The sequence below is a fragment of the Kitasatospora arboriphila genome, assembly GCF_039528095.1.
Lineage (GTDB): Bacteria > Actinomycetota > Actinomycetes > Streptomycetales > Streptomycetaceae > Kitasatospora > Kitasatospora arboriphila.
In genome coordinates this window covers 1-18,801 of the sequence record NZ_BAAALD010000078.1, presented here as the reverse complement: position 1 = coordinate 18,801, position 18,801 = coordinate 1, and the positions used below count along the sequence as shown (strand labels likewise).

Below are 18,801 nucleotides of genomic sequence, written 5' to 3'. Positions count from 1 at the left end.
GAAATGCTTGTCGCGCCGCCGGCCGACACGGAAGCTGAACCCGCGTCACCACACCGGCACACCCACGCACCACGCACCACCGCACCACCGCACCGAGCGGCACGGCACCCGACACCACCCGCCGAACCGCCGACACCCAGGGAGACACACATGGCCAGCAAGGCAGAGAAGATCGTCGCCGGCCTCGGCGGAATCGACAACATCGAAGAGGTCGAAGGCTGCATCACCCGCCTGCGCACCGAAGTCGTCAACCCCGACCTCGTCGACGAAGCCGCCCTCAAGGCCGCCGGCGCCCACGGCGTCGTCAAGATGGGCACCGCCATCCAGGTCGTCATCGGCACCGACGCCGACCCCATCGCCGGCGAGATCGAAGACATGATGGACTGACCGGCCACCACCCCGGCCACGGGCCGCCGCCCCCACCGGGACGGCGGGCCGCACCGCACCCCGCAACGGCTACGCTCGGTGCCTATGTCACGCATCGACGGCCGCACCCCCGACCAGCTCCGCCCCGTCACCATCGAACGAGGCTGGAGCAAGCACGCAGAAGGCTCCGTCCTCGTCTCCTTCGGCGACACCAAAGTCCTCTGCACCGCCAGCGTCACCGAAGGCGTCCCCCGCTGGCGCAAGGGCAGCGGCGAAGGCTGGGTCACCGCCGAATACTCCATGCTCCCCCGCGCCACCAACACCCGCGGCGACCGCGAATCCGTCCGCGGCAAGATCGGCGGCCGCACCCACGAGATCAGCCGCCTCATCGGCCGCTCCCTGCGCGCCGTCGTCGACCACCGCGCCCTCGCCGAGAACACCATCGTCCTCGACTGCGACGTCCTCCAGGCCGACGGCGGCACCCGCACCGCCGCCATCACCGGCGCCTACGTCGCCCTCGTCGACGCCGTCGCCTGGGCCCGCGACAAGAAGCTGCTCCGCGCCAAGGGCAACCCCATCACCGGCGGCGTCAGCGCCGTCAGCGTCGGCATCATCGACGGCACCCCCATGCTCGACCTCCGCTACGAGGAGGACGTCCGCGCCGAAACCGACATGAACATCGTCTGCACCGCCGACGGACGCTTCGTCGAGGTCCAGGGCACCGCCGAAGGCGCCCCCTTCGACCGCGCCCTCCTCGACCAGCTCCTCGACCTCGGCACCCTCGGTTGCGCAGAACTGGACGAAATTCAGCACAAAGCCCTCCGCGACCTCGAAAACTGACCCCGCACCGGGCCGCGGGCGCGCATCCTGTACACGGCGCGCCCGCAGCCCGTAGCGTTCCCGACGGAACCGCGGAACCGGCAGCGCACCACCCGCCGTCCCACACCACGGACCCAGCACGCGCCCACCACACCACGGAGGACACCCGATGCCGGACAGCCTCACCCGCTCCGCCACCCTCGCCGCGGCCGGCCTCGTCCTCCTCCTCCCACTCAGCGCCGTCAGCTGCTCCGCCGCCCAGAAGGCCCTCGACTGCGGCAACACCGCCGTCCGCATCACCAACGACGTCGCCCAGGCCGGCAGCGCCTTCAACAACGCCGCCAACGACCCCGACGCCGCCGGACAGGCCCTCCAGACCCTCAAGAAGGACCTCGACCAGATCAGCCGCAACTCCAGCGACACCGACGTCTCCCAGGCCGTCACCGACCTGCAGACCCAGGTCGACAAGGCCCAGCAGGCCATCGACAACAAGCAGATCCCCGACCTCAAGCCGCTCGGCGACGCCGCGAGCAACCTCAGCAAGGCCTGCACCGGCTGACACCCCCAGCACCCGGCCCCTCGCTAGGGTGGGCCGCATGACTGCACGACGCCTCGTCCTCGCCACCCGCAACCGCCACAAGGTCGCCGAACTCCGCGACATCCTCGGCGACGCCGGACTCGACGTCGAACTCGTCGGCGCCGACGCCTACCCCGAGATCCCCGACGTCCCCGAAACCGGCGTCACCTTCGCCGAGAACGCCCTCCTCAAGGCCCACGCCCTCGCCGAGGCCACCGGCCACCCCGCCGTCGCCGACGACTCCGGCCTCTGCGTCGACGTCCTCGGCGGAGCCCCCGGCATCTTCTCCGCCCGCTGGTCCGGCAAGCACGGCGACGACCGCGCCAACCTCGACCTGCTGCTCGCCCAGCTCTCCGACATCGCCGAACCCCACCGCGGCGCCCACTTCGCCTGCGCCGCCGCCCTCGCCCTCCCCGACGGCACCGAACGCGTCGTCGAGGGCCGCCTCCTCGGCACCCTCCGCACCGTCCCCGCCGGCGACGGCGGCTTCGGCTACGACCCGATCCTGCAGCCCCTCGGCGAGAGTCGGACCTGCGCCGAACTCACCCCCGCCGAGAAGAACGCCATCAGCCACCGCGGCCAGGCCTTCCGCGCGCTGGCGCCGGTCGTCCGCGAGCTGCTCGGCTGACGTACGGAACGCCGAAGGCCCGCCGGAGGGATTCCGGCGGGCCTTCGTTTCTCAGGTACGTGCGGCCGGAGGGATTCGAACCCTCACGGAGTTTCCTCCACTGGCACCTAAAACCAGCGCGGCTGCCATTACGCCACGACCGCATGGCCACAGTCTAGGGGCTGCCTCGGCAGCGACGACAGCGCCTTAGCGCTCGTGGCGCGGGCGTTCCGCTCAGTCGGTGCGCGCGCTGCGGCGGTTCTTGTTCCGACCGCAGTAGGTGTCGGTCGTGGCATGGCAGTTCGGGCAGAGAAGGCGGACGTTGTCCGGGCGGTTGTCGGACCAGTCGCCGTTGATGTGGTCGACCTCCAGGGCCATCGGCTTGCCGTGCCACACGGGGCCGGTGCCGCAGCCCGAGCACTCATCGGGAAGTCCCGTTTCGAGTAGCGCTTGGCGGATCCGAATGCCCGGCAGTCGTTTGGCGTCCGCGGGCCGCTGAACGAGTACCTGCTCCGGCCGCAGGCGCCGCCCGGAGCGTTGGCCCCGGTTGTGCGCCTGGCCCGTGAAGTGCGAGGTGTCGATTCCGAAGGCCTTGATGCGTCGTCCGACGTGCTGCTGCGTCCCTCCCGACGAGCGCTGGCCGAGGTGGCGGACAACCCCGGCGATGCTGTGGCATGCGGCGACCGCCTCCTCCAGCAGCTCCTTCGTGTAGACGGCGCCCCTCGCCCGGAAGTGGGAGGTGTCCACGCCGTGGAAGTTGAGCCGGCTCCGCAGGTACCGCCGGTTGTACGTCTCGGGCTCCTTGCCCAGCGCGTTCAGCATCTCGTCGATCGACGAGACCCCCGCCGCGGTCGTGGCGAGGAGTTCGCGGGTGTATCTGATCTGCATGTGTGTGCCCCCTGTGGGTTCCTGTGTTCGGTACCCGTCCCCCAATGTGGGAACGATCGGGCGGGGTGGGGGTCACGGGGGAGTTCAACGGCCTATTGGTACAGACCTATTGACCGGGATGGTCCAGACCACATAGCTTCGGCGCACTCTGTGGTTCGGCGGCCGGGCGGTTGACGGTGCGTCGGCCGCGGTGTGTCCGACCCTCCCCCACTTGCGTGCCCCGACACCCCTCCCGGGCGCGCCGACACTCTCTCCTGGAGGACCGAGTGTTGAACCGAACCCTGACGGCGCAGCGTCCCCCTGCCGTCGGTACCCGCCGGGCCTCCGGCAGGCGGGTTGCGGCGGGCGCCACGGCGGGCGGCGGGGCGGGCGGGCCGGGGGGGGGGGGGGGGCCCCCCCCGGGGCGCCCGCCGGCCTGGCCGGCCTGTTGCTGGCGACGCTGGGTGCGTCGCCCTCGCAGGCGGCCGCCGACAACCAGTCCTGCCGTCCCGACGGCATGTACACCACCCCGGGTGTGGACGTCCCGTACTGCGACGTCTACGACACCGCGGGCCGCGAGAAGATGGGCGCCGACCACCAGCGCCGGATCATCGGCTACTTCACGGGCTGGCGGACCGGGCAGGACGGCACGCCGGCCTACCTGGTGAACAACGTCCCGTGGGACAAGGTCACCCACCTCAACTACGCCTTCGGGCACGTCGGCAGCGACAACAAGCTGTCGGTGGGCGCGGATTCGCCGACCAACGCGGCGACCGGGATGACCTTCCCGGGCGTGGCGGGTGCGGAGATGGATCCGAGCCTGCCGTACAAGGGCCACTTCAACCTGCTGACGAAGTTCAAGAAGCAGTACCCGAACGTGAAGACGCTGATCTCGGTGGGCGGTTGGGCCGAGACGGGCGGCTACTTCGGGGACGACGGCAAGCGCGTCGCCTCGGGCGGCTTCTACTCCATGACGGTGAACGCGGACGGTTCGGTCAACCAGGCCGGCATCAACACGTTCGCGGACTCGGCGGTCGACTTCGTGAAGAAGTACGGCTTCAACGGCGTCGACGTCGACTACGAGTACCCGACGTCGATGAAGGACGCGGGCAACCCGCTGGACGCGACGATCTCGAACGCGAAGCGCGGTTCGCTGGTCAAGGGTTACGCGGCGCTGATGAAGACGCTGCGCGAGAGGCTCGACCGGGCGGGTGCGACGGACGGCAAGTACTACATGCTGTCGGTGGCGGCGCCGTCGTCCGGCTACCTGCTGCGCGGCATGGAGACGTTCCAGGTGACGCAGTACCTGGACTACGTGAACATCATGTCGTACGACCTGCACGGTGCCTGGAACAAGTACGTGGGGCCGAACGCCTCGCTGTACGACGACGGCAAGGACGCCGAGCTGGCGGCGGCGAACGTGTACGGCACCTCGCAGTACGGCGGCATCGGCTACCTGAACACCGACTGGGCGTACCACTACTTCCGCGGGGCGATGACGGCCGGCCGGATCAACATCGGCCTGCCGTACTACACCCGCGGGTTCAAGAACGTCACGGGCGGCACCAACGGCCTGTGGGGCACGGCGTCGACGTCGACCTGTCCGGCGGGCTCGGGCCTGACGGCGTGCGGTGACGGTGCGGTCGGCATCGACAACCTGTGGCACGACCTGGACGACAACGGCAAGGAGGCCCCGGCGGGCTCCAACCCGATGTGGCACGCGAAGAACCTGGAGAAGGGCATCGTCCCGGACTACCTCTCCGGGTACGGGCTGACCGACACCGCGCTGCAGGGTTCCTACACCCGCAACTACAGCTCCCAGCTGGTGGCGCCGTGGCTGTGGAACGACAGCAAGAAGGTGTTCCTGTCCACCGAGGACGAGGAGTCGGTGGCGGCGAAGGCCGACTACGTGGTGAACCAGGGCGCCGGCGGCGCGATGATCTGGGAGCTCGCGGGCGACTACAGGTGGGACGCCACGGCGAACGGCGGCAAGGGCGAGTACGTGCAGGGCTCGACGCTGACCTCGCTGATGTACGACAAGTTCAAGGCGGCCTCGCCGTACGGTGCGACGCGTTCGACGATCGCGCTGCCGCAGCAGACCCTGCCGATCGACGTGTCGTTCACCAACTTCGCGCTGGGTGACTCGAACTACCCGATCAACCCGAAGATCCACATCGTGAACAACTCGACGCTGACCCTGCCGGGCGGCACCGAGTTCCAGTTCGACTACGCCGACTCGGCGCCGGGCAACGCCAAGGACCAGTCGGGCTTCGGCCTGACGGTGATCCGGCAGGACCACACGGCGGCGAACAACGTGGGCGGTCTGAAGGGCGTGTACAACCGCGTGTCGGTGAAGCTGCCGAGCTGGCAGTCGCTGGCGCCGGGCGCGTCGATCGACATGGACTTCGTCTACTACCTGCCGGTCTCGACCCCGGCGAACTGGACGGTCAACGTCGGCGGCACGCTGTACGGCCTGACCGGTGACCTGACCCGCGGCAGCACCGGCGCGACCTCGTCGCCGAGCGCCTCGGCCTCCGGTTCGTCCTCGGCGAGCCCGTCGTCCTCGGCGAGCGCCTCGCCGAGCGGCTCCGCGAGCAGCTCGCCGAGCACCTCGGCCAGCCCGACCGGCGGCACCTGCACGGTGCCGAGCTGGAACGCGGCGACCGTCTACGCGACCACCACCACGGTGTCCTGGAAGGGCCACAAGTACAGCAACAAGTGGTGGACCCAGGGCGAGGACCCCTCGACCACCGGCCAGTGGGGGGTGTGGAGCGACCTCGGTCCGTGCTGACCGGTCCGAGGTGAACGGCGGCGGTGGCGGTCGACCCGGTCGGGGGGTCGGCCGCCACCGCTCCGTTTCCCGCCCCCGGTCGGGCGCCGTGCGGGGCGGCTACTGCTCCAGGTCGGCCCGCATGGAGGCGAACAGCTTGGCGGCCGAGGCCGGCGAGGACTGCGGGAAGAGCGCGACGGCGGCGGTCGAGGAGTCGGCCCAGCCGCACAGGGCGTCGGCGCCGTACGGCAGGCACTCCAGGCTGCCGCCGAACGGGCCGGGGGCGTAGGGGGTGCCGGTGCCCGGGGTGCCGGTGGAGCCGTTGCCGGCGGCGTAGTCGATCAGGCCGCGCCAGAGGTGCTCGCGGCGCTTGCCGGTGTCCTCGGGGACGTTGTCGACGCCGACGAAGAGGATCCGCCGGCCGGAGGTCTGGCCGGCCCGGTCGTAGTTCTCCACCACGAGGTTCATGCCGTCGCGCATCTCGCCCGGGTCGACGGGGACGTCGCTGATCGTGCCGTCGCCGCTGGACTTGGTGAGGCCGGCGGCGTGCTGGGTGGAGATCACGGTGCGCTTGCCGCCCGAGGGCTTGCCGCCGGCCTTGGCGGTGGCGGAGGTGGCGGCGGGCGCGGGGCTGCTCGGTGCGGCGGTGGTCGCGGCGGCGGTGGGGGTGGGGGCCGGCGCGGCGTCGGTGCCGGGGCCGGCCTCGGGGTCGCAGGCGGTGAGGGCGAGTGCGGCGACCAGGGTGCCGGCGGCGAGGAGGGTGCGGGCGGTGCGTGGTCCGATGCTCGGCACGGTGTCTCCCGGGTGGGTGGAGGGCTCGGGCTGCTCGGCCCGACGCCCGCCGACGCTAGTGGCGCGGGGTGCGCGCCCGCCGGGTCTTGTCCTTCCCACGACCGCTTCGGAACCGGACGGTGACAAGGTGACGGGCCGTCGACCCCCGGGAACGCCGCGGCGGGCACCGGGAGACCCGGTGCCCGCCGCGGCGTCGACGGTCGGTCAGGCGCCGATCCGCAGGTCGCGCAGCAGCTTGGCGACGTGGCCGGTGGCCTTGACGTTGTAGAGCGCGTGCTCGACCTTGCCCTCCTCGTCGACGACGACGGTGGAGCGGATCACGCCGACCACGGTCTTGCCGTACAGCTTCTTCTCGCCGTACGCGCCGTACGCCTCCAGCACCGACCTGTCCTCGTCCGCGACCAGGGTGACCTGGAGGTTCTCCTTCTCGCGGAACTTGCCGAGCTTCTCCGGCTTGTCGGGGGAGACGCCGATGACGTCGTAGCCGGCGCCGGCGAAGACCTCCAGGTTGTCGGTGAAGTCGCAGGCCTGGGTGGTGCAGCCGGGGGTGAGGGCGGCCGGGTAGAAGTACACGATCACCTTGCGGCCGAGGTGGTCGGCGAGGGACACCTGGTTGCCGTCGGCATCGGGCAGGGTGAAGGCGGGGGCGGTGTCGCCCGCCTTGAGGCGCTCGCTCACGGTGGATCTCTCCTCGTGCTGGACGGGTGGTCGTACCCCGGCAAACCTACCCCGCTCGGTGGGTGGCGCTGCGCGGCGCATGGTGGGAGCTGACAGACTGTGCGTGTCGCACAGGACAGCATCAGTGATTGGGGTGGCTCTCGTGGCCCAGGCGAGCAAGGACAAGTCGGCGCGAACGACGGCCCAGATCGAGGCGGACATCGCGCAGGCCCGTGAGCGGCTCGCGTCGACGCTGGACGAGCTGGCGATGCGGGTGCACCCCGCGACGGTCGCGGCGCAGACCAAGGCGCGGATGCTCGGCGCCGTCGAGCAGAAGGTCGGCCGGGCGTACGTGGCGGCGAGCGGGGCGCTGGAGCAGGTCAAGGCCGGTTTCACGGACGAGAAGGGCCGGCCGCGGCCGGAGCGGGTGGTGCCGGCGGCGCTGGTCGGTGTCGGCGTGGTGCTGCTGCTGGCCTCGGCCCGCAAGCGGCGGCGCGGCTGAGGCAGGCCGGTCGGGGCCGGGGCGCTGCGGCGTCCCGGCCCCTTTCCGTGCCCGTTCCGGATGGCGGGCACCTGCGGGCCCGCCGTGCACCTGCGGGCCGTCGGGCGGGTACGGTCGGGTGCGTGAGCAAGAACGACGAGCAGAGCGCGCGGCACGAGGAGCCCCGGCACGACCGGCTGGGGGAGAAGCTGCCGATCAGGATGTTGCACGACCGGGTGCTGGTGAAGGCGGACGCGGGCGAGGGCGAGCGGCGCTCCACCGGCGGCATCCTCATCCCGGCGACGGCGGAGCTGTCCCGGCGCTGCGCCTGGGCCGAGGCGGTGGCGGTCGGCCAGAGCGTGCGGACGGTGGAGCCGGGCGACCGGGTGCTGTACGACCCGGAGGACAAGCTGGAGGTCGAGGTCCGCGGGGCGACGTACGTGCTGCTGCGCGAGCGCGACCTGCACGCGGTGGCGTCCGAGCGGCTGTCCGGCGCGGAGGGGTCGACCGGCCTCTACCTGTGAGCCCCGTGGGCGCGTGAGCCCCGCAGGCACGTGGGCGACGCCCCGGACCGCGTGTGCGGTCCGGGGCGTCGCGGTGCCGGGCGGGGTGCGGCTCAGGGCCGGGGTACGGGTGGCGGGCCCGGGGCGGGTGCGGGTGCCGCGGCGGGCCGGGCGGCCGCTGGGCGCTTGACGGCGGGCGCCTTGGGCTTGGGCTTCGGTTGCGGCTTCGGCTTGGGCTTGGGTTTGGGCGCGGCGGGGGGCTGGGGGCTGGGCGTGGGCGGTTCGGTGTTGCCGGGGCCGGGTTGCAGGTCGAACTGGCCGACCGGGCTGCCGCCGAGCGCGGCGCCCATGTAGGAGGTCCAGATCCGGGCGGGGAAGGTGCCGCCGTTGACCCGCTCGTAGCCGGCGGTGCCGGCCAGCGACTCCTTGGCGTGGGTCTTCTTGTCCTCGCGGAACAGGCCGACCACCGTGGCGAGTTCGGGGGTGTAGCCGGCGAACCAGGCGGAGCGGTTGTCGTCGGTGGTGCCGGTCTTGCCGGCGGCGGGCCGGCCGAGGGCCTGGGCGGTGGCGCCGGTGCCGCGCGGGCCGACGGTGTCGCGCAGGACGTCGGTGACGGCGTCGGCGCTGGTGCGGCTGACGGCGGTGGTGGCGTCGTGGGCGGGCAGCGCGGGCCGGTCGCCGGTGCCGGGGCGTTCCAGGGCGGTGACGGCCCAGGGGCGGAAGGCCTGGCCGTGGTTGGCGAGGGCGGCGTAGACGGCGGCGAGGTCGAGGGCGCTGGGGGTGGCGGTGCCGAGCGTCATCGAGCTGTGGTCGGGGTCCATGCCCTGGAGGCTGTCGGGCAGGCCGAGGCGGATCGCGGTGCGGCGGACGTTGTCGAGTCCGGCGTCGATGCCGAGCTGGGCGTAGACGGAGTTGACCGAGCGCATCATGGCTTCGCGCAGGGTGATCTGGCCGTGGTTCTCGTTGTCCTCGTTGGGCGGGGCGTAGGGGGTGGGGCCGCCGACGACGAGCCGGCCGCTGGTGCCGTCGTACGGGGTCTGGGTGGTGATGGGTTTGCCGTCCTGGGTGGTGCGGTCGCCCTCCAGGGCGGCGGCGAGGTCGATGGGCTTGAAGGTGGAGCCGACCTGGTTGTCCTGGCGGAGGGCGTCGTTGTAGGGCTGGACGGCGTAGTCGGGGCCGCCGTAGGCGGCGACGATGCGGCCGGTGCCGGGTTCGACGGAGGCGCCGGCGACGCGGACGTCGGTGTCGGTGCGGGGGCGCTTGGCGGGGTCGAGTTCGGCGGTGAGTTCCTGCTTGACGGCGTTGACGAAGGCGTCCTGGCGGTTCTTGTCGAAGGTGGTGGTGATCCGCCAGCCGCCGGCCTTGAGGGTGGCGGTGTCGAGGACGCCGGTCTGGGTGAGCCAGTCGTCGGCGATGTCGACGAGGTAGCCGGCCTGCCCTTCGAGGCCGCCCGCGGGCTGCGGTTCGAGGACCTCGGGGAAGGTGGTCGCGGCGCGGGTGGCCTGGTCGAGGAGGCCGAGCGAGACCATGCCGTCGAGGACGTAGTTCCAGCGGGCGACGGCCTTCTCGCGGTTGGCGGGGGAGGCGGTCTTCACGTCGTAGGCGCTGGGGGCCTGCAGCAGGGCGGCGAGGTAGGCGCCCTGGGCGAGGTCGAGGTGGGCGGCGTCGGTGCCGAAGTAGGCGCGGGCGGCGGTCTGGATGCCGTAGGCGCTGCGGCCGAAGTAGCTGGTGTTGAGGTAGCCGGCGAGGATCTCGTCCTTGCTGTCCTGGCGGTCGACCTTGAGCGAGATGAAGAGTTCGCGGGCCTTGCGGCTGAGGGTCTGTTCCTGCGTCAGGTAGTAGTTCTTGACGTACTGCTGGGTGATGGTGGAGCCGCCCTGGAAGGCGCGGCCGCCCTGGCCGAGGTGGCTGACGTTCTGCCAGGCGGCGCGGACCATGCCCTTGAGGTCGATGCCGCGGTTGCGGAAGAAGGTGCGGTCCTCGGCGGAGACGACGGCGTCGCGGACGTGCACGGGGACCTGGTCCAGGGAGACGTCCTCGCGGTTGACGGCGCCGGTGCGGGCGATCTCGGTGGTGCCGTCGGCGTAGTAGTACACGTTGCTCTGGGCGAGGGCGTGCGCGTTGGGGTCGGGGACGGGCACGGCCAGGTAGAGCGCGGCGAAGGCGCCGGTGGAGAGCAGCAGTCCGCCGCCGAGCAGGGTCAGCGAGGTCCGCCAGGTGGGGACGGTGCGGCGCCAGCGGGGGAGGCTGCGGCGGTGGTCGCGGCGGGCGCGGCGGCGCAGCCGGCGGCGGTCGCGGCGGGTGCCGGGTGCGCCGGGGGGCGTGCCGGGTCCGTCGGGCCGGTCGTTCTCACGGTCGGGGCGGCGCGGGCCGGGGGCCCGGCCGGGGGCCGGTGCGGGGGCGGGCCGGGCGGGGGCGTCGGGGGCCGCGGCGGTGCCCCGCTGGGCGGGCGGATCGGCGCGCGTGGCGGTGTCCTGCCCGGGGCGGTGGTGGCCGTTGCCCGCCGGGTTGTTGGCTCGCTGCGCTCGGGTCATGGGGCGATTATGGGCGATTTGACCCGTAATCAGGTGTTTTGGCCGGTCGGCTCGGGCGTGCCGGAATTCGCCTGCGCGGGCCCGCGGCCGGCGCTACGGTGAAAGGTGACAACCGCAGACCGCTGAGACACCGCTCAGCTCCGCCCGCCGCTCCGGACCCCCGGGGTGCGCCCGGTCGGAGCCGATCGGGGCTGCCCGCACGCCCGCGTGCGGGCCGTTCGGCGTGCGCCCGTACCGGTCCGTGCACGACTGCGGGCCGAAAAGTCGACAAGGAGACATCATGGCGATGGCAGTGCAGACCGGACGACGGGAAGGGGGCGGCGCGGCGGTCTACCTCGCGGTGGCCGCCGGCGCCTTCCGCCGCTACGCCACCTACCGCGCCGCGACCCTCGCCGGCACCGTCACCAACACCGTCTTCGGCTTCATCCTCGCCTACACCTTCCTCGCCCTGTGGCAGGCCCGCCCCGGCCTCGGCGGCTACGACACCGCCCAGGCCGTCACCTACATCTGGATCAGCCAGGCGCTGCTCGTCACCGTCGCCGTCTGGGGCGGCGGCTTCCAGGACGACGTCCAGGAACGCCTGCGGACCGGCGACATCGCCGTCGACCTGCACCGCCCGGTCGACTTCCAGGGCTGGTGGCTCGCCACCGACCTCGGCCGCGCCGCCTTCCACCTGCTCGCCCGCGGCACCCTGCCGACCCTCGCCGGCGCCCTCGCCTTCCACCTCCGGCTGCCCGCCTCGCCACTGGTGTGGGCGGTCTTCCTGGTCTCCGTCGCGCTCGCCGTCACCGTCAGCTTTGGCCTGCGCTTCCTGGTCGTGCTGACCGGCTTCTGGCTGCAGGACTCCGACGGGGTGCGGGCCGTCGTGCTGGTCGTCGCGATGTTCCTCTCCGGCATGCTGCTGCCGATCGGGCTCTTTCCCGGCTGGCTCGGCAGCCTCGCCGCCGCCCTGCCCTGGGCCGCGGTGATCCAGACCCCGGTCGACATCCTCGTCCAGCACCGCACCGGCGCCGCCGCGGCCACCGGGATCGCCGGCCAACTCGCCTGGGCCGCCGCCCTCCTCGCCGCCGGACGGCTCACCCTCGCGCTCGCCGTGCGCAAGGTGGTGGTGCAGGGTGGCTGAGCTCCTCCTCGCCGAGCGCCCGGGCCGCGGGGCCGTCCGCGCCGGGTGGGCGCGCGCCTGCTGGGCCGTCCGCGCCTGGTGGCTGATGGCCGGCATGTGGACGCGGTCCTCGATGTCCTACCGGACCTCCTTCGTCCTCATGCTCCTCGCCAACCTCGCCACCACCTCCCTCGACTTCCTCGTCGTCGTCCTGATGTTCCGCCACACCCACACCCTCGGCGGCTGGACCCTGCCCGAACTCGGCTTCCTCTACGGCACCTCCGCCTTCGCCCTCGGCACCGCCAACCTCTTCGTCGGCTCCGTCGACGCGCTCGGCAACCGGATCCGCACCGGCACCCTCGACACCATGCTGGTCCGGCCCGCCCCGGCCCTCGCCCAGGTCTGCGCCGAACGCTTCTCGCTGCGCCGCCTCGGCCGGCCCCTCCAGGCCGCCGCCGTCCTCGGCTGGTCGCTCACCGCACTGCCCGTGCACTGGACGGCCGACCGGATCCTGCTCGTCCCGGTGCTGCTGCTCTGCGGCAGCGTCATCTTCGCGAGCATCTTCGTCGCCGGCGCCACCCTGCAGTTCTGGTGGGGCGACGCCGGCGAACTCCAGCACTCCCTCACCTACGGCGGCGCCACCCTGCTCCAGTACCCGCCGACCGTCTTCGCCAAGGAACTCGTCGCCGGCACCGTCTTCGGCGTCCCGCTGGCCTTCGTCAACTGGCTGCCCGCACTGCACGTCCTCGGCCGACCCGACCCGCTCGGCCTGCCCACCGCCTTCCAGTACGCCTCGCCCGTCGCGGCCGCCCTCTGCGTGCTCGCCGCCGCCCTCACCTGGCGGGCCGGACTGCGCGCCTACCAGGGCGCCGGCAGCTGAACCGGCCCCCCGAACCGACCCGGCAGCCGGACCGGCCCCGCCGGGCCCACCACCACGCCGAGCAGAAGCCGAGCAGAAGCCGAGCAGAAGGAGACACCCCATGGCCCTCATCGAACTCGACGACGTCCGCCGCAGCTTCACCGTCCGCACCCGCGCCGGCCGCTTCCGCCGCGCCCGGCGCGAGGTGCACGCCGTCGACGGCCTCAGCTTCACCGTCGGCGCCGGCGAGTGCGTCGGCTACATCGGCCCCAACGGCGCCGGCAAGTCCACCACCGTCAAGATGCTCACCGGCATCCTCGTCCCCAGCTCCGGCCGGCTCCGCGTCGCCGGCGTTGACCCCGCCCGCGACCGCACCGCCCTCGCCCGCCGGATCGGCGTCGTCTTCGGCCAGCGCACCACCCTCTGGTGGGACCTCCCGCTGCGCGACTCCTACGAACTCGCACGCCGCATCCACCGCATCCCCGACGCCCGCTACCGCGCCAACCTCGACCGCTGCGTCGACCTGCTCGACCTCGGCGCCCTCCTCGACACCCCCGTCCGGCAGCTCTCGCTCGGCCAGCGGATGCGCGGCGACCTCGCCGCCGCCCTGCTCCACGACCCCGAGGTGCTCTACCTCGACGAGCCGACCATCGGCCTCGACGTGGTCAGCAAGGCCAAGGTCCGGGCCTTCCTCAAGGAGGCCCACCGCAACCACGGCACCACCGTGCTGCTCACCACCCACGACCTCGTCGACATCGAGCAGCTCTGCGACCGGGTCATGGTGATCGACCACGGCCGGCTCGTCCACGACGGCGACCTCGACGGCCTGCACGCCGCCGGCGACAGCGAACGGACCCTGGTCGTCGACCTCGCCGAGGCGCGGCCGCCGATCCTGGTGCCCGGCGCCCGCACCGTCCGGGTCGACGGGCCCCGCCAGTGGCTGGCCTTCCCCGCCCGGGAGAGTGCCGCGCCGATCGTCGCCGCGGTCGCCGCCCGCTACCCGCTGGCCGACCTCTCCGTCCGCGAACCCGCCATCGAGGACGTCATCGCCCGGATGTACGCGGGCGCCGTCATCGGCTGAGCCGCCCGCCCACCGGCCCCGCCGTCCCGGTCGCGCCGCCCGGCCCGGCAACGCGATCAGGACGGCGGGCGCGGGGCAGACTGTCCAGGTGAGCGTCGAACAGAGAACCGGAACGGCCTCCCGACCTCCCACCGGGGTCAGCTTCACCGAGGCCGACGAGCGCAAGCGCCGCGGCGTACGGCGGATGAAGAGCATCGCCACCGGCCTGCTGGCGTTCGCCACCGTCGTCTTCGCCCTCGCCACCTGGGCCTCCGCCGCCGGGGCCGGGGCCTGGGCGGGCTACGTCGCGGCCGCCGCCGAGGCGGGCATGGTCGGTGCGCTCGCCGACTGGTTCGCGGTGACCGCGCTGTTCCGCCGCCCGTTCGGCCTGCCGATCCCGCACACCGCGATCATCCCGACCAAGAAGGACGCCTTCGGCAAGTCCCTCGGCGACTTCGTCGGCGACAACTTCCTCTCCCCGCCGGTCGTCCGAGCCCGCCTGGAGGCCATCGGCATCTCCCGGCGGCTCGGCGAGTGGCTGGCCGCCCCCGGCAGCGCCGAACGCGTCACCCGGGAGGCCGCCGCCGCACTGCGCGGCGTCATCGCCGTGCTGCGCGACGAGGACGTGCAGGCGGTCGTCGCCGAGGCCGTCACCCGCAGGGCCGCCGCCACCCCGGTCGCCGAACCCGCCGGCCGGCTGCTCGGCAAGGTCGTCGCCGACGGCGGCCACCACGGCGTGGTCGACCTGGTCAGCGTCCGCGTCCACCACTGGCTCGCCGAGCACCACGAGGACATCGTCGAGAGGGTCACCCGCAAGACGCCCGGCTGGACGCCCAAGTTCATCGACCACCAGGTCGGCGAGCGCGTCTACAAGGAGCTGATGCGGTTCGTCACCGACATCCGCGACGACCCGCAGCACCCCGCCCGCGGCGCCATCGACAACTTCCTCGCCGACTTCGCCACCGAACTGCAGCACGACCCCGACACCATCGCCCGGGTCGAGCACGCCAAGGCCGACCTGCTGGAACGGCCCGAGGTGCAGGACCTCATCGCCTCCTCCTGGGCCGCCGTGCGCACCCTCGTCCTCGGCGCCGCGGAGGACGAGCAGAGCGAGCTGCGCCGCCGGCTGCGCGACGCGCTGCGCTCGCTCGGCCGTCGGCTCGCCACCGACCCGAAGCTGCAGGCCAAGGCCGACGGCTGGCTGCAGGACGCCGCCGAGTACGTCGTCGAGACCTACCGCGAGGAGATCACCGCGCTGATCTCCGACACCGTCGCCGGCTGGGACGCCGACGACGCCTCCCGCAAGATCGAGGCCAACGTCGGCCGCGACCTGCAGTTCATCCGGATCAACGGCACGGTCGTCGGTGCCGCCGCCGGGCTGGTGATCCACACCGTCGCGGTGGTCCTCGGCGGATAGCATGCAGAGTCAGTTGGACCTGCGAAGGAGCGTGTGTGGTGACCGAGGGCAGCAACCCGATCGAGGCGTTCATCGCCGGCATGCCGAAGGCCGAGCTCCACGTGCACCACGTCGGCTCCGCCTCCCCGCGCGTCGTCGCCGAGCTCGCCGCCCGCCACGAGGGCCGCACCAAGGTGCCCGCCGACCCGGCGGCGCTCGCCGAGTACTTCACCTTCACCGACTTCGCACACTTCATCGAGGTGTACCTGAGCGTCGTCGACCTGATCCGCGACGCCGAGGACGTCCGCGCCCTCACCTACGGCGTCGCCGAGGACATGGCCCGCCAGCACATCCGCTACGCCGAGCTCACCATCACCCCGTACTCCTCGGTGAACCGCGGCATCCCCGACGTCGCCTTCATGGAGGCCATCGAGGACGCCCGCAAGGCCGCCGAGAAGGAGCTCGGCGTCGTGCTGCGCTGGTGCTTCGACATCCCCGGCGAGGCCGGCCTCGCCGCCGCCGAGGAGACCGCCCGGCTCGCCGTCGACCTCGCCCCCGAAGGCCTGGTCAGCTTCGGCCTCGGCGGCCCGGAGATCGGCGTGCCCCGCCCCCAGTTCAAGCCCTACTTCGACCGCGCCCGGGCGGCCGGCCTGCGCAGCGTCCCGCACGCCGGCGAGACCACCGGCCCGCAGACCGTCTGGGACGCCCTGCGCGACCTCGGCGCCGAGCGGATCGGCCACGGCACCCAGGCCGTCCAGGACCGGGCGCTGCTCGACCACCTCGGCGAGCACCGGATCGCGCTGGAGGTCTGCCCGACCTCCAACATCGCCACCCGCGCCGTCGAGCGGATCGAGGAGCACCCGATCAAGCAGATGGTCGACGCCGGACTGCTCGTCACCGTCAACAGCGACGACCCGCCGATGTTCGGCACCGACCTGAACACCGAGTACGCCGTCGCCGCCCGGCTGCTCGACCTCGACGAGGCCGGCGTCGCCGCGCTCGCCAAGAACGCCGTCGAGGCGTCCTTCCTCGACCAGGCCGGCAAGGCCCGGCTCGCCGCCGAGATCGACACCCACCTGGCCGCCTGGCAGCGCTGACCGGGACCCGCTACGCGTGGCACGACCCCGGCCCGGCGAGCCGCCGGACCGGGGTCCGGCATTCCGGGCGGGGGAGCACCGTTCCGGGCCGGGGGGCCGCCGGCGGCGGGAACAGGACGCCCGGGCGGGGATGTTGTGCGTGTCCGGTGACAAGTGCGTACCGATGGCCGCCGAGGGTCCGCACCCCCTGACGGCCCGTCCGTGCGGGCCGCTATGTTACGGGTGGGGGTTGCTGCCGCCCGTCGGTGCGCACAACCGACCGGACGGTGACGGACCCTGATTACCGGGGGCGAGAGAGATGTGGTGGAACGGCGGGCCGCGGCGGGCCGGCCGGACACGGGGGAGGTTTCAACGATGGTGAACGCGGCGGACTCCGGCGGCAGCGGCGGCGGCGGCACGTCCGGCATCTTCTACAACGTCGTCTCGACGGTGACGGCCGCTCAGACCGCGGCCATGGTGGCCCAGTCCCAGGCCCTCGCCGGCCAGGTCGGCGCCCAGGCCGTCAAGGTCGAGGTCGAGAACCTGCAGACCTTCAAGAACAAGGTCGACACGATCCTCAAGGACCTCGACGGCTCGCCCGCGAGCCACGGCGAGGTCTCCCAGCAGCAGCTGCAGTCCTGGCAGCTCGGCCAGAACTTCGGCCAGGCGGGCAGCCTGATGAGTGCCTACGCCACGGTGCACGCCAACCTGGAACAACTGTCGAAGACGCTCTCCCTGCAGATCGAGGCGATGAGCGCCAGCATCGACATGGCGGCCCGCGGCTACGCCAACGCCGACGAGGAACAGCGCCAGAAGTTCCAGACGATCCTCAACCAGGCGGACCAGCAGACCCAGGTCTCGTCGGCGGCCGGCTACCGGACCGCCGCGGGCGGCGGCACCCAGGCCCAGCCCGCCTCGTACCCGCAGCAGGCCGCCCAGCCGTCCACCGGCACCCAGCAGGGTTCGTACTGATGTCCGCTCCGGAAGCGGAAAGGGGGAGTGAGGCATGACCGAGAAGCGATTCGTCAGGATCCACCGCGACGGCGACGACTTCGGCGGCTCCAGCCACGAGCAGTTGGTGGCCATGGTCGAGAGCGCCGACCCGGTGGCCGTCATGCAGGTCGGCCAGCGGCTGCTGCTGGCCGCCCAGAAGATGGACGAGATCAGCAACGAGCTGCACGCCCACATGAGCGGCCTCGAGTGGGAGGGCCAGGCGGCCGACAGCTTCAAGACCTGGGGCGGCAACGTCTCCAAGTCCACCATGCAGCTCGCCGACTACTCGCGGAACGCCGGCACCTACATCGCGACCGCCGGCGAGACGCTCGGCGAGGTCAAGCGGAGCATGCCGGACGTGCCGACCTCCGACATGGAGACCGTCCGCCGGTACGAGGCGCAGCCGAACACCGCGGTCAGCGTCGGCGGCTTCATCGCCGGCGGCATGGCGATGCCCGGCATCGGCAACGTGGTCGGCGGCTGGGCGGCCGGCAAGGTCGCCGACATGGTCGACCCGAACTGGGTCACCCAGGAGGAGGCGCAGGCCGCGCAGAAGCGCGTCGACCAGGCGCACCAGGACGCGATCCAGCAGATGGCCAAGCTGGGGCAGTCCTACGACCAGTCGGTCACCCGGCTGAACTCCGCGCAGCCGCCGGAGTTCCCGGCGGTGCCGGGTGCCGAACGGCGCCAAGACGGACAGAACGTCGAGGTGGGCGGCAGCACCGGCGGCGGCGGAGGCACCGGCGGCTCGGGCCGGCCGGCACAGATGCCCACGTGGACGCCGCCGTCCGGCCACCAGACGGTGCCCACGACGCCGCCGGTCCACCAGGTGCCGACCGGGCCCGGCCAGGTGCACACCATGCCGTACCCGTACACCGGCCAGATGCCGAGCACCGGCATCGACCACGCACCGACGATGCCGACCTCGCCGACCCTGCCGGGCGGTAGCCAGCCCGGTGGCGGCAGCACGCTGCCCGGCGGCGGCAGCCTGCCCGGTGGCGGGAACCTCGGCGGCGGACTGCCCGGCGGCGGTCTGCCCGGTGGCCTCGGTGGCGGCGGTCTGGGCGGCGGCAGTCTGGGCGGCGGCCGCGGTGGTGCCGGTGGCGGCGGTCAGCCCGTCGGTGGCGGCGGCGGTGGCAGCACCGTCGGCGCGGGTCGTGCGGGCGGTACGGCCGGAGCGGGCGGCACCGGAGCCGGGGCCCGGCCCGGTGGCGGCGCGGCCGGCAGCACCCCGGGGACGGGCCAGGCGGGCCGCGCCGGTGCACCCGGCATGGGCGGCATGCCGCACGCCGGAGGTGCCGGCGGTGCGGGTGCCAAGGGCGGCGCCGGCGGCGGCCGTGCG

18 protein-coding genes and 1 tRNA gene are annotated in these 18,801 nt (G+C 72.9%); 14 read left to right on the top strand and 5 right to left on the bottom strand.

The genetic code is table 11. The features are described 5' to 3' along the window. Positions 1-150: 150 nt before the first annotated feature. The 4 genes from ABD353_RS29830 (at position 151) to rdgB (ending at position 2,390) form a co-directional block, all read left to right on the top strand. The gene (locus tag ABD353_RS29830; protein WP_030275743.1) at positions 151-387 is read left to right on the top strand and encodes a PTS sugar transporter subunit IIB; all 237 of its coding nucleotides are present in this window, start codon (positions 151-153) and stop codon (positions 385-387) included. 84 nt (positions 388-471) lie between these two features. Beyond that, complete coding sequence (gene rph, locus ABD353_RS29825; RefSeq protein WP_344626795.1) at positions 472-1,206, top strand: ribonuclease PH; 735 nt, start codon at positions 472-474, stop codon at positions 1,204-1,206. A 148-nt stretch (positions 1,207-1,354) separates the two neighbouring features. Continuing rightward, positions 1,355-1,744, top strand: coding sequence for a hypothetical protein (locus ABD353_RS29820; protein ID WP_344626794.1), 390 nt, complete (start codon positions 1,355-1,357; stop codon positions 1,742-1,744). A gap of 37 nt (positions 1,745-1,781) precedes the next feature. Beyond that, positions 1,782-2,390 carry an RdgB/HAM1 family non-canonical purine NTP pyrophosphatase gene (gene rdgB / locus ABD353_RS29815; protein ID WP_030275746.1) on the top strand — a complete coding sequence of 203 codons (609 nt, stop codon included), beginning with the start codon at positions 1,782-1,784 and terminating at the stop codon, positions 2,388-2,390. 60 nt (positions 2,391-2,450) lie between these two features. Here the strand turns inward: rdgB and ABD353_RS29810 are convergent. Both ABD353_RS29810 and ABD353_RS29805 read right to left on the bottom strand, forming a co-directional pair. Continuing rightward, positions 2,451-2,533 (bottom strand) — tRNA-Leu (locus tag ABD353_RS29810). Between the two features lie 70 nt (positions 2,534-2,603). After that, on the bottom strand, positions 2,604-3,257 hold the full coding sequence (locus ABD353_RS29805; RefSeq protein ID WP_344626793.1) for an HNH endonuclease signature motif containing protein: 654 nt from the start codon (positions 3,255-3,257) through the stop codon (positions 2,604-2,606). A 427-nt stretch (positions 3,258-3,684) separates the two neighbouring features. Between ABD353_RS29805 and ABD353_RS29800 the strand changes: the two genes are divergently transcribed. Further along, positions 3,685-6,027, top strand: a complete 2,343-nt coding sequence (locus tag ABD353_RS29800; protein ID WP_344626792.1) for a chitinase C-terminal domain-containing protein — start codon at positions 3,685-3,687, stop codon at positions 6,025-6,027. 99 nt (positions 6,028-6,126) lie between these two features. On the opposite strand, the gene ABD353_RS29795 is transcribed toward ABD353_RS29800, so the two are convergent. After that, positions 6,127-6,798 (bottom strand): hypothetical protein, encoded by a 672-nt coding sequence (locus tag ABD353_RS29795; protein ID WP_344626791.1) that lies wholly within the window; start codon positions 6,796-6,798, stop codon positions 6,127-6,129. A gap of 204 nt (positions 6,799-7,002) precedes the next feature. After that, a complete protein-coding gene (gene bcp, locus ABD353_RS29790; protein ID WP_344626790.1) occupies positions 7,003-7,476 on the bottom strand; it encodes a thioredoxin-dependent thiol peroxidase in 474 nt (157 codons plus the stop codon). 133 nt (positions 7,477-7,609) lie between these two features. Here bcp and ABD353_RS29785 point away from each other — a divergent pair, with 133 nt between their 5' ends. Further along, a complete protein-coding gene (locus ABD353_RS29785) occupies positions 7,610-7,957 on the top strand; it encodes a DUF3618 domain-containing protein (protein ID WP_425555283.1) in 348 nt (115 codons plus the stop codon). Positions 7,958-8,157: 200 nt separating this feature from the next. Next, positions 8,158-8,460, top strand: a complete 303-nt coding sequence (locus tag ABD353_RS29780; RefSeq protein ID WP_263108086.1) for a GroES family chaperonin — start codon at positions 8,158-8,160, stop codon at positions 8,458-8,460. A gap of 92 nt (positions 8,461-8,552) precedes the next feature. Here the strand turns inward: ABD353_RS29780 and ABD353_RS29775 are convergent, their stop codons facing one another. Further along, on the bottom strand, positions 8,553-10,973 hold the full coding sequence (locus tag ABD353_RS29775) for a transglycosylase domain-containing protein (RefSeq protein WP_344626789.1): 2,421 nt from the start codon (positions 10,971-10,973) through the stop codon (positions 8,553-8,555). Positions 10,974-11,253: 280 nt separating this feature from the next. On the opposite strand from ABD353_RS29775, the gene ABD353_RS29770 reads away from it, so the two are divergent. The 7 genes from ABD353_RS29770 to ABD353_RS29740 all read left to right on the top strand — a co-directional run. Beyond that, the gene (locus tag ABD353_RS29770; RefSeq protein ID WP_344626788.1) at positions 11,254-12,096 is read left to right on the top strand and encodes an ABC transporter permease; all 843 of its coding nucleotides are present in this window, start codon (positions 11,254-11,256) and stop codon (positions 12,094-12,096) included. Then, a complete protein-coding gene (locus ABD353_RS29765) occupies positions 12,089-12,955 on the top strand; it encodes an ABC transporter permease (RefSeq protein WP_344626787.1) in 867 nt (288 codons plus the stop codon). Before ABD353_RS29770 ends, ABD353_RS29765 begins: the two co-directional genes overlap by 8 nt. A 100-nt stretch (positions 12,956-13,055) precedes the next feature. After that, on the top strand, positions 13,056-14,015 hold the full coding sequence (locus tag ABD353_RS29760; protein WP_344626786.1) for an ABC transporter ATP-binding protein: 960 nt from the start codon (positions 13,056-13,058) through the stop codon (positions 14,013-14,015). 88 nt (positions 14,016-14,103) lie between these two features. Then, complete coding sequence (locus ABD353_RS29755) at positions 14,104-15,411, top strand: DUF445 domain-containing protein (protein ID WP_344626785.1); 1,308 nt, start codon at positions 14,104-14,106, stop codon at positions 15,409-15,411. A gap of 38 nt (positions 15,412-15,449) precedes the next feature. Further along, complete coding sequence (locus ABD353_RS29750; RefSeq protein WP_344626784.1) at positions 15,450-16,487, top strand: adenosine deaminase; 1,038 nt, start codon at positions 15,450-15,452, stop codon at positions 16,485-16,487. A gap of 354 nt (positions 16,488-16,841) precedes the next feature. Beyond that, positions 16,842-17,438 carry a hypothetical protein gene (locus ABD353_RS29745; RefSeq protein WP_344626783.1) on the top strand — a complete coding sequence of 199 codons (597 nt, stop codon included), beginning with the start codon at positions 16,842-16,844 and terminating at the stop codon, positions 17,436-17,438. 34 nt (positions 17,439-17,472) lie between these two features. After that, positions 17,473-18,801 (top strand): WXG100 family type VII secretion target (locus ABD353_RS29740; protein WP_344626782.1); only part of this gene is annotated, 1,329 nt, incomplete at its 3' end.

Bases quoted from the DNA above. Each gene is read 5' to 3' on its own strand.
- ABD353_RS29745 (WP_344626783.1), top strand. From the start codon at position 16,842: ATGGTGAACGCGGCGGACTCCGGCGGCAGCGGCGGCGGCGGCACGTCC.
- ABD353_RS29760 (WP_344626786.1), top strand. From the start codon at position 13,056: ATGGCCCTCATCGAACTCGACGACGTCCGCCGCAGCTTCACCGTCCGC.
- rph (WP_344626795.1), top strand. From the start codon at position 472: ATGTCACGCATCGACGGCCGCACCCCCGACCAGCTCCGCCCCGTCACC.
- ABD353_RS29805 (WP_344626793.1), bottom strand. From the start codon at position 3,257: ATGCAGATCAGATACACCCGCGAACTCCTCGCCACGACCGCGGCGGGG.
- ABD353_RS29820 (WP_344626794.1), top strand. From the start codon at position 1,355: ATGCCGGACAGCCTCACCCGCTCCGCCACCCTCGCCGCGGCCGGCCTC.
- ABD353_RS29770 (WP_344626788.1), top strand. From the start codon at position 11,254: ATGGCGATGGCAGTGCAGACCGGACGACGGGAAGGGGGCGGCGCGGCG.
- ABD353_RS29775 (WP_344626789.1), bottom strand. From the start codon at position 10,973: ATGACCCGAGCGCAGCGAGCCAACAACCCGGCGGGCAACGGCCACCAC.
- ABD353_RS29830 (WP_030275743.1), top strand. From the start codon at position 151: ATGGCCAGCAAGGCAGAGAAGATCGTCGCCGGCCTCGGCGGAATCGAC.
- ABD353_RS29780 (WP_263108086.1), top strand. From the start codon at position 8,158: ATGTTGCACGACCGGGTGCTGGTGAAGGCGGACGCGGGCGAGGGCGAG.
- rdgB (WP_030275746.1), top strand. From the start codon at position 1,782: ATGACTGCACGACGCCTCGTCCTCGCCACCCGCAACCGCCACAAGGTC.